Annotated in this window: 12 protein-coding genes; 6 read left to right on the forward strand and 6 right to left on the reverse strand. The window is 67.7% G+C overall.

Annotated elements, in window-relative coordinates:
- The 6 genes from ACFDSW_RS12385 to ACFDSW_RS12410 form a co-directional block, all read right to left on the reverse strand.
- The coding region (locus ACFDSW_RS12385) for a TetR/AcrR family transcriptional regulator (RefSeq protein WP_375250598.1) at positions 1–518 on the reverse strand (518 nt) is incomplete at its 3' end.
- A gap of 106 nt (positions 519–624) precedes the next feature.
- Positions 625–1,752 (reverse strand): M24 family metallopeptidase, encoded by a 1,128-nt coding sequence (locus tag ACFDSW_RS12390; RefSeq protein WP_375250599.1) that lies wholly within the window; start codon positions 1,750–1,752, stop codon positions 625–627.
- Positions 1,749–2,783, reverse strand: coding sequence for an NAD(P)-dependent oxidoreductase (locus ACFDSW_RS12395; RefSeq protein ID WP_375250600.1), 1,035 nt, complete (start codon positions 2,781–2,783; stop codon positions 1,749–1,751). Before ACFDSW_RS12395 ends, ACFDSW_RS12390 begins: the two co-directional genes overlap by 4 nt.
- An 80-nt stretch (positions 2,784–2,863) precedes the next feature.
- On the reverse strand, positions 2,864–3,349 hold the full coding sequence (locus tag ACFDSW_RS12400) for a cupin domain-containing protein (RefSeq protein WP_375250601.1): 486 nt from the start codon (positions 3,347–3,349) through the stop codon (positions 2,864–2,866).
- A 21-nt stretch (positions 3,350–3,370) separates the two neighbouring features.
- Positions 3,371–4,054: a flavin reductase family protein gene (locus ACFDSW_RS12405; RefSeq protein ID WP_375250602.1), complete on the reverse strand. Its 684-nt coding sequence runs from the start codon at positions 4,052–4,054 to the stop codon at positions 3,371–3,373.
- A 103-nt stretch (positions 4,055–4,157) separates the two neighbouring features.
- Positions 4,158–5,045 carry a polysaccharide deacetylase family protein gene (locus tag ACFDSW_RS12410; protein ID WP_375250603.1) on the reverse strand — a complete coding sequence of 296 codons (888 nt, stop codon included), beginning with the start codon at positions 5,043–5,045 and terminating at the stop codon, positions 4,158–4,160.
- Positions 5,046–5,256: 211 nt separating this feature from the next.
- On the opposite strand from ACFDSW_RS12410, the gene ACFDSW_RS12415 reads away from it, so the two are divergent.
- The 6 genes from ACFDSW_RS12415 to ACFDSW_RS12440 all read left to right on the forward strand — a co-directional run bounded on the left by ACFDSW_RS12415 (position 5,257) and on the right by ACFDSW_RS12440 (position 9,505).
- Complete coding sequence (locus ACFDSW_RS12415) at positions 5,257–5,685, forward strand: nuclear transport factor 2 family protein (RefSeq protein ID WP_375250604.1); 429 nt, start codon at positions 5,257–5,259, stop codon at positions 5,683–5,685.
- Between the two features lie 57 nt (positions 5,686–5,742).
- Positions 5,743–6,186, forward strand: a complete 444-nt coding sequence (locus tag ACFDSW_RS12420; protein ID WP_375250605.1) for a heme-binding protein — start codon at positions 5,743–5,745, stop codon at positions 6,184–6,186.
- Positions 6,183–6,602 (forward strand): heme-binding protein, encoded by a 420-nt coding sequence (locus ACFDSW_RS12425; protein WP_375250606.1) that lies wholly within the window; start codon positions 6,183–6,185, stop codon positions 6,600–6,602. Before ACFDSW_RS12420 ends, ACFDSW_RS12425 begins: the two co-directional genes overlap by 4 nt.
- Positions 6,603–6,613: 11 nt before the next feature.
- Positions 6,614–7,213, forward strand: a complete 600-nt coding sequence (locus ACFDSW_RS12430) for a VOC family protein (RefSeq protein ID WP_375250607.1) — start codon at positions 6,614–6,616, stop codon at positions 7,211–7,213.
- 85 nt (positions 7,214–7,298) lie between these two features.
- Positions 7,299–8,246 (forward strand): LysR family transcriptional regulator, encoded by a 948-nt coding sequence (locus tag ACFDSW_RS12435; protein WP_375250608.1) that lies wholly within the window; start codon positions 7,299–7,301, stop codon positions 8,244–8,246.
- Between the two features lie 95 nt (positions 8,247–8,341).
- Complete coding sequence (locus tag ACFDSW_RS12440) at positions 8,342–9,505, forward strand: VOC family protein (RefSeq protein ID WP_375250609.1); 1,164 nt, start codon at positions 8,342–8,344, stop codon at positions 9,503–9,505.
- Positions 9,506–9,512: the final 7 nt, after the last annotated feature.

The following is a 9,512-nucleotide window of genomic DNA, read 5'->3' on the forward strand; positions in this document are numbered from 1 at the left end:
GTGATCTCGCCGCGCGAGCGGGCATGATCGACGATCGCGGTGAGATGACCGATGATCCGCACCCGGATGCGTGCATTCTCGCGCGCATGGACGCTGGTGGTCCGGTTGAAGATCTGCCCCAGGATGATGCGATAGAGGGTGATGTCGTTCGCATAGGCGACATAGAAGGGCGAGAAATACGCCACCATATTGTCGGCAAGTGAGGCGTCGGCATCGAACGTCGCCGCCGCCACGTCCATGTGCTGCGGAATGAGCTGGTTGAACAGCATGACGATCAGGTCGCGCTTGTCGTCGGCGTACAGCGCGACGGTGCCGAGCGCGACGTCGGCGCGGCGCGCAATCTCGCGCAGCGTCGTCCCGTCGTAGCCATGTTCGGCGAACAAGGTGCAGGTCGCCTCGGAGATGCGGCGCAGCTTCGCCACACGGTGGCGGTCGCGCAGGCCCAGCTCTTCGTGGTCGGCGCGGGCGCACAGGTCGTAGATGTCGTCGGCGGCCCGACGGTCTGGCTCCTTCTGCATCGATAGTCCTGGGCTGCAAGCGTGATAGGTCGCGTGCAGGGTAGGGGGGCGGTCTGCCACGGTCAAATCGACGACGGACCCGCCGCTTGTGGGGCGACGGCGGCGCTCAGCCCGCGACGAAAATCTGCTGCGGCGTCTTCAACATGCGCTCCATGCCGTTCGCGGTGAAATGAAAGCTCATGTTGTTGGGGAAGCCCCAGGCGGTGGGGGCGTGCACGGTGGGGTGGATCGAGATCACCATGCCGTGCTCGATCGGCAGCGTCTCGCCCAATGGGCTGAACGCCGGCCGCTCGACCAGGTCGAGCGCCTGCGAATGGCCCAGCAGCCGCGTCTCGCCGGGATAGCCATAGTCCGCCATCATCGCGTCGTTGAGCGCGAGCAATTCGGACGGCAGCATGCCGGGGCGCACCGCCTCGACCAGCCGGTCCTGAATTTCGCAGACGCGGTCGAACGCGGTCTGCAGCGCCGGATCGGGCTCGCCCAGGCAGATCGTCGGCATCGCCTCGCTGTAATAGCCACTTGCCATCGAGCATTCGATCAGCATGACGAAGGTGTCGCCGGGTTCCATCCGACGGTCGAGCGGACCGGCGTAGCGACAGATCTCGCCGCGCGGTGCGGAGCCGCCCATCATCGTCTGCGCCGCGCTGCCGCTGGCGGTGAACAGGCGGCGCACCTCCTCCACCACGTCGCGCGCGGTGATCCCGGCGCGCACCGCGCGGCGCGCGATCTCGACGCCTTCGTCGTGCATCGCCGCCGCCTCGCGGATCAGCGCCATCTCCTCGTCGCTCTTGATCGCCTTGATCGGCGCGATCGCATCGGTCATGTCGATGAACTCGGCGTCGGGAAAGGCGTCGCGCAGGATGGTATAGGTGGCGACCGGGATGAACCCGGTGCCGACCAGGCCGATGCGGCGCACCGGCTTCGCCTTCATCTCCGCCACCAGCAGTGGCGCATGGCTGTTCGCCATCATGTTGAGCTGCGAACAGCTCGCGACGTGGCGCACGCCATAGCTGTCATGCGGGCGATGATGGACCTCGTCGCCGTGACTGGCGAGGATCACCGGCCCCTCCATGCCGATCGCCACCAGCGGCCCGCCGAGCCCGGTGCGGTCGGTCAGCCAGCGATAATAGCCCCATGGGTGCCCGCTCGTCGCGATCAGCCAGTCGACGTCGCGCGTCGCCATCGCCGCGCGGACCGCCGCCCAGCGCCGGTCCAGTTCCGCATGTGAAATCATCCCTGTCCTTCCATCGCGGCAAGGCGCGCGCGCCAGCGCGGCGCGACCTCCGGGTTCTTGCAATAAGGCGGCAGGTCGCCGCGCAGCATTGCCTCGACATTGTCGATCAGCGCCGGGACGAACGCCTCCCAGCATTCGACCGTATGGCCGACGCAATGCGGGGTCGGGATCACGTTCGCCATATTGCGCAGCGGGCTGTCCGCCGGCAGCGGCTCGATCTCGAACGTGTCGAGCGCCGCGCCCGCGATCCGCCCGTCGCGCAGGACGTCGGTCAGCGCGGCCTCGTCGACGATCGCGCCGCGCGCGGTGTTCACCAGATAGGCGGTCGGCTTCATCATCGCGATCAGCCGCGCATCGATCAGGTGGTGCGTTTCGGGCGTCAGTCCGGTCAGCACGGTCACGATGTCGCTGTCGCGCATCAGCGTGTCGAGCGCGACCTGCCCGACATGCGCGGGAAGGTCTTCGGCGCGGGCGCGGGGTGAATAAGTGACGACGCGCGCGCCGAACGCATCGAGGCGGTGGGCGATCTCACGCGCGATCCGCCCGAAGCCGATCAGGCCGACGGTGCGGCCCTCGATCTGATGACCGTGGTGCCCGCTCCGCCGCCACAGGCCGTCGCGCATGCGGGCGACGTTCGTCTGCACGTCGTAGAGGAGCATCAGCATCAGCATGACGGTCGCCTCCGCCATGCCGACGACGTTCTCGCGTACCGCGCCGTGGCCGATGATGATGCCAAGGTCGGCGGCGGCGTCGAGGTCGATCGATTCCACCCCGATCACCGGCGAGCATACGCCGCGCAGCCGTGGCGCTGCCGCCATCACCGCGCGGGTGCAGGCGTGGCGCGGCGTGAAGATCGCGGCATCGACATCGGCGAAGATCGCCAGTTCGGCATTCGCATAGCTCTTGCGCTGCCCCGGCGTGTCGATCGCGCCGCGCACGATCTGGTGCCCGCGCGCCTCCAGACCGGCGATTACCTCATCGAGAAGCGGGGCAAGGCCGGTGTCACGGCAGACGAAGATACGAGCGGTCATCGGAAGGGGGCGATCCGGAAAAAGCGGGTGGCGGGCCGCGATATTATCGCGACCCGTGAGGTAGAAGAAGCGGGTGCGGCTCAGGTGTTTGCGGCGTGACCGACCTTGTGGACCTCGCTCCGGTCGCCATAATCGTCAGACCGTTCGCGCGCCCACTCGGGCGCTTCGACGTTGACGGTGCCCAGTTTCGCGGGGACGGAAATCTCCAGCAATTCCATGTCGTCGGACGAGCACAGCTCCTGATGCACCGTTCCGCCGGGGATGGTGATCGAGTCGCCCGGGGACAGCGTGACGACACCGGCGTCGCCGAACTCCATCTTCACCCAGCCCTTGATCATGTGCAGGAACTGCACGTCGGCGGTGTGATAATGCCAGCCGGTCGGGCGGCTGGTGCCCTCGCTGATGTGCATCACCTCGGCGCGCATGTCGCCACGGGTTGCGGCTTCCAGGCCCAGGTCGCGATATTTGATCTCGGCGCGGCGACCGGGATTGAACGTCGGGTTGGCGGCTTCGCGATGCTCGACGCTCATGTCGCCGGGGTTCACCTTGCGAGGCGTGATCTCCATGTCTTCTCTCCTTTTCGCGTTTCAGACGGTGGCGGCCTGCCGGCCGCGCGCCGAGCCGGCGAGCCCCCGGAGGTTCTCCTCGGCATGGGGGCCGGCGATCTGCATCTCGAACGTGTCGTCGATCACGGCATAGTCCATGTAGCCAAGGCGGCAGATCGGGCGGATGCGCTTCACGTCGATCCGTCCCTCGGGGGTGAGCGCGTCATCGGCGATGTGGATGCCGACGACCTTGCCGATCACCACCGTCATGATGTTGCGCACGCTGTTCCCGGGCAGGGTGATCGCCTGATGCACCACGCATTCGAGGTGCACCGGCGAGCGCGCGACACGCGGTGGCGCGACGAGGCGCGAGGGCAGCATCTCGAGCCCGGCGAGCGCGGCTTCGTCCACTTCGGGATCCACCGCCGCCGCCGTCAGGTTCACTTCCTCGCGCAGGTCCCAGGTCGCCATGTTGCAGACGAATTCGCCGCGCTCGATCGCATTGATCGTGCTGTCCTTGCGCCCGGTGCGCCGGATGTCGCCGCCGCCGGAAAACATCACATAGGCGGGATCGTAGCCGATGTTGTTGAACTGGCTGAACGGGGCGAGATTGACGCCGCCCCGCTCGTCGAGCGTGGTGATCCAGCCGATCGGGCGCGGGATGACGGTCGATTTGAACGGGTTGAACGGCAGGCCGTGATCATTCTTGTCCGTTTCGTAAAACATGACTCTTGCGGCCTCTCCGTGCGGCATCGCTCTCGGCGCGATGATAATGAACATATACCAGAAATAAAACACGTCGCAATAGAATTGCCGGCGCGATGGTGGCTTACGCGGCCCCGATCGCGGTGCGCGCGTGGGCGGCGACCTCGGACCATGTGCCCAGCCACACGTCGTCGCTCTCCTGCGAGATACGGATGATCTCGTCATACACCCACACGCCCGCGGGCCGGCCGAAGACGTGCGCATGGACGATCGCGTCCAGTTTCAGCGTCTCGCCCTCGCGCCGGCGCATCGCGGCGATCGTGTCCTCGAACACGCGCAGCATCTGATGTGGCGCGTGGCCGGAGCGGACGTGCATCGGCAGGTCGTTGACCTCGACGCTGGTCGGAATCTCGATCAGCCCGCGTTCACCCAGCGCCACATGATAGGGCAGGTCATCGTCGAGCAGGTCGCTGTGCCAGTCGAAGCTAGCTTCGGCGAGCAGCCGTTCGGTGGCGAGGCTCGGGGTGAAACGCGGGCTGGCCCAGCCGCGCGCGGTGACGCCGGTTGCCGCCGCGATCGCGGCGACGGTATCGGCGATGTTGCGCCGCTCGGCCGCTTCATCGAGGCTGGCGGGGACGATGTTCTGCGCCATCGAATGCGCGGCGATATCGTGCCCGGCGTCGGCGGCGCGCTTCAGCAGCGCGGGGAAGCGTTGCGCCATCACGCCATTGATGAAGATCGTCGCCTTGGCGCCGCGCCGTTGGAGCACGTCGAGAATGCGCGCCATGCCGCGTCGCCCGCCATATTCGGCCCAGTGCAGCGCGTTGGTGTCCACCGCGCCGGCGGGCAGCGGATTGCCCATCGGGCCGAGCCCCGGCCACGCACCGTCGGCCCAGCCTTCGAGACAGACGCCCAGCAGCACGCCCAGACGCTTGCCGCCCGGCCAGGTGAAGCCGGCGGGCATCGCCGTTTCCCGCCGTTCCTCGATCAACTGCTTGCGCGTATAGGACATCGCTGGCGTCGCTCCCTCAACCGCCCGATCATCGTCGGTTGGCGGGGGGTAGCAGCCGTGTGGAGGCGGGCAGAAATCAGCGTTCGTTATGCCGCACGATCATGCCGCCGTCGCACCGCCCGCCTTATCCTTCGACATAAGGGAAGATAATGAGGTGATGGCCGGGCCAGGCGCTAGTGGTTCGGCACGAAGAGCAGCGGAGGGCGAGAGGATGCGCGACGAGAGCGACGAGGGGGCATGCGCGCGGCTGGTCGTCGCGCTGATGTGCTCGATCGACCGTCGCCGCGTCGCCGACATTCCCGCGCTGTTCGCCGAGGACGGCTATTTCCGTACCCGCACCGGCGAGGACATTCGCGGGCGCGAGGCACTGGCCGCGATGTTCGCCGGCTTCGATCCCGCAAAGCGCATCCGGCACGTGCTGTCGCCCTCCCACGTGTGGTTGACGGGTGAAGACAGCGCCGAGGGCCTGACCGACTATATGGTGTATGAAGGCGCGCCGGGCGCCGAAGCCGGCGCCGGTCCGATGGCGTCGCCGGGACCGACGGCGCTCAACGAGATCCACAGCCGCTTCGTGCGGGTGGAGGGCCGCTGGCACATCGCCGCGCACCAGGTTTCGCCGGTGTTCCGCTTTGCGCGTTGAGGCGTCTCATCGCGGCAGGTCCGCATCGATATCGATAACAGGAAGGGGAGGGCGCGCATGTTGAACCGTCTGTGTCTGTCGCTGGAGGATGCCGAGGTGATCGCCGATGCGGTGGTCGCTGCGGCGGAGGCGCGCGGCGAAGCGGTATGTGTCGCGGTGACCGACGCGACGACCTTCGTGCAATGCCACCTGCGCATGGACGGCGCGCCGCTCTTCGCGGTGGAAAGCTCGCTTGCCAAGTCGGCATCCGCATCCGAGGGGCTGGGCGTCCCCACATCCTTCTTCGAGCGTGAGGTGCTGGCCGGGGGGCTGTCCGCGCTGCGGCTGCCGCTGGTGCCGATCGAGGGGGGGGAGCCGGTGGTGGTCGACGGGCGCTGCGTCGGTGCGGTCGGCGTCGCGGGGGCCGCGCTGGAGGTGGATACCGAGCTGGCGCAGGCGGGGGTCGCCGCGTTCCTCGCGGGGCGCCCGGCGGTGCCCGGCACATCGGCGGGAGCGGCATGATGCTGCGCCGAGATACGCTGTCGCTCGCCGATGCCCGCGCGATCGCGCATCATGTGGTGGAGGGCGCGCGCGCGCGTCGCTTCGCGGTGTGCGTGGCGGTCACCGATACGACCACCTTTGCGCAATGCCACCTGCGCATGGACGGCGCGCCGCTTTTCGCGGCCCAGGGCGCGCTGGAGAAATCCGCGTCCGCCTCGGAGGGCGGGAAGCCCACGACATATTATGATGCGATGCTGAAGGCGGGGCGGACCTCTGTGTTGCGGCTGCCGCATACGGTCGGGCCGGGCGGCGTGCCGATCATCGTCGGCGGCAGCTGCGTCGGCGCGGTCGGCGTGTCGGGTGCGCCACCGCATATCGATATCGAACTGGCGGAGGCGGCGGTCGCCGCCTTCGTATCGCGACACTCCGACAAGTGAGGACCAAGGCGATGACCACGCAGACCGCGCCGATGGCGGCAAGCTCCACGCTGAAGATCAGCGAGATCATCCTCAAGACCCCGCGCTACGATGCGATGCAGGCATGGTATCGCGACATATTGGGGATCGATCCGTTCTTCGAACAGCTGCCGCGCGACAAGGCACCGGCCCCCGGCGGGGGTGACGCCGCGAAGCCGGGACCCAGCCTGTTGCGGGTGTGCTTCTTCCGGCTGTCGACCGAATTTCCCTATACGCAGACGCTGGGCGTTTTCGAGGACGGCGCGCTCTCGCCCGATGCAGAGGGGGCGTTGCCCGGGCTCCACCACATGCAGCTGATGGTCGCAGACCAGTCGGAGCTGGCCCGCAAGTATGAGGCGTGGCGCGATCTGGGCAAGCTGCCGACGCGCACTGCGGATCATGGCCCGATCACCAGCTTCTATTACAGCGATCCCGACGGCAACACGGTGGAGATCACCGCCGAGAACTTCTCCACCTTCGACGAGATGACCGCGTTCATGGCATCCGACACGTTCAAGGCGAACCCCTCGGGTCACCCGATTGATCCCGAGGCGTTCGTCGCGCAATGGCGGGTCGCCGCGCCCGCCGCCTGAGCCGCGCCGCGACCGCGCCACCCCGGCGCGCTATGGACGGCTATGACGCATAGCGATACGCTGGCTGCCCGCCATCGGTCGGCGGGTGCCAGCGAGGTCCGTCGTGCTCGTCAACGTCTTCCGCTCGATCCAGATGTTCATCGCGGCTTATGAGGAACGCTCCTTCACCGGCGCCGCGCTGCGCGAGAATGCGACCCAGCCGGGCGTGTCACAGCATGTCGCGAGCCTGGAGGAGCATCTCGGCGTCAAGCTGTTCCGGCGCGGGCGTCATGACGTGCAGCCGACGGAGGCGGCGACCGTCTTCTACCGCTATTGCCACGATGCGCTGCACGCGCTCGATACCGCACGCGAGGCCGTCCAGGCGCTGCGTGAGACGATCGATGACGACATCACGATCGGGCTGACCCAGACGCTGACCGAGCTTGCCTTCCCGCACGCCTTCCGCAAGCTTTCCGCGCAATATCCCGCGATCCGCATGTCGATCGTCGAGTTCGCCGGGCCGATGGTGTATCAGCGGGTGCAATCGGGCCATCTCGATCTGGCGATCGCCCCCGCATCGACGCGGCTGACCGGTCTCACCTACACGCATTTCGCGACCATCCCGGAAGTGCTGGTGTGCGCGGAGGGCGCGCCCGCGACGCCGATCGCCCCGCGCGACATCGACGCGGCGAAGATGATCCTGCCGCCGCACACCTTCTCGCGCCGTATCCATATCGAGGAATATCTCGGCACCCACGGCGTGACCTGCGACCAGGTGATCGAGATGAACTCGCTTGCCAGCCTGTCGCTGGTGCGTCGCGACGGGTGGAACGTCATCCTGCCGCTGACGATGATGTGGTCGCCCGACGACGAGCCACGGGCGGGGCTGACGATTCGACCGCTGGCCGATCCGCCGCTGGCGCTCGACTGGGTGGTGGTCGAATCGAGCAAGAAGGTTCGCTCGCGCGCCGCCGATTTGCTGGTCGAGGCGTTGAAGGAGCGGGTCGACGAGGTGCTCGAATGCTGGGCGGCGACGCCCGCCGTTGCCGCGTAAGGCATCATGCCGGCGCATAAGAAACGCTGATTTCTGCCCCGGCTGCCGGGCTCCTAAGCCATCGTCCAACGATGCAGCGGCGGGAGCGACGAGCAATGGATTATACGGTTGAGGGCGTGGCGAGCGAGCGGCCGTTCCGGATTGCGCGGCTGGGTCATACCGGCTGGTCCAGCATCGATCTGCTCGGCACGATCGATTTCCTGCGCCGCCGCCTCGGCTTGATGGTCAGCGACGCGGTCACCTTTCCCAACATGCCGGAGACGATCGCGCCCGATCTCGCCAAGGCCTATTTCGTGCGCTGTGCGAGCGATCACCACACGCTGGTGCTCGCCAGTCGCGAGGCGCATCTCACCCGCGCACCCGCGGATTCGCCGATGGTCGGGCAATTGTCGTGGCAGGTCGGTACGCTGCGGCAGGTGAGCGACGGGATCGATTATCTGAAGGATCGCGCGGTGCTCGGGCGGCTGGGGCGCGACTGCCCCGGCTCGAACTGGCACGTCTATTTCTCCGATCCGGACGGCTACACCAACGAACTGTTCTACGGCATGGAGCAGATCGGCTGGGATGGCCGATCGAAGCCGGTGTCGATGTACGATCGCGGCTTCCGCGAGCGCTTCACGCTGCCGCAGATCGCGGAGGAGGCCGAGGTCGAGCGCGCGGCGGCGCGCGGCGACGTGTTCGACGGCTGGCGCGATCCGATCGACGGCGCGGCGACGTTCGATCTTGGCGGCGTCATCGCGGAGCGGCCGTTCCGGGTAACGCGGCTGGGGCGGATGCTGCTTGACGTGCGCGATCTGGAGGCTTCGGTACGCTTCTACGTCGACGTGCTGGGGCTGCGCGAGACCGAGCGGAGGAGCGTCGATGGCCATACCTGCGTCTCCCTGCGCGCCGGCGAGGAACATCACTCGCTGGTGCTGTGCGAGCGCGGACTGTTCGCGGGGCTGGGCTTCCGCGCGGCGGCGGGGCTGGCCGTTCCCGACTACGGCCAGCTCCTCGCCGCGCGCGACGCACTGACGGCGGAAGGGCTGGAGATCGTCGAGCTGCCGCCGGCGCTGTCGGCGGGCATCAGCTACGGCTTCTGGGTCAAGGGGCCGGACGAGATGGGCTTCCAGCTGTTCACCGGAATGCAGCGCGTCGAACGCGACGGCAGCGCGCCGCAGCCGTCTGCATCGCCGCCGCCGCTGGCGACATGGCCGGAGCGGTTGCCGGCGGGCGAGCGCGGCTGGTACGAGCCCCCGTTCCTCGGGCCGCTGGCCTGAGGGATCA

The sequence above is a fragment of the Sphingomonas sp. genome, assembly GCF_042091075.1.
GTDB lineage: Bacteria > Pseudomonadota > Alphaproteobacteria > Sphingomonadales > Sphingomonadaceae > Sphingomonas.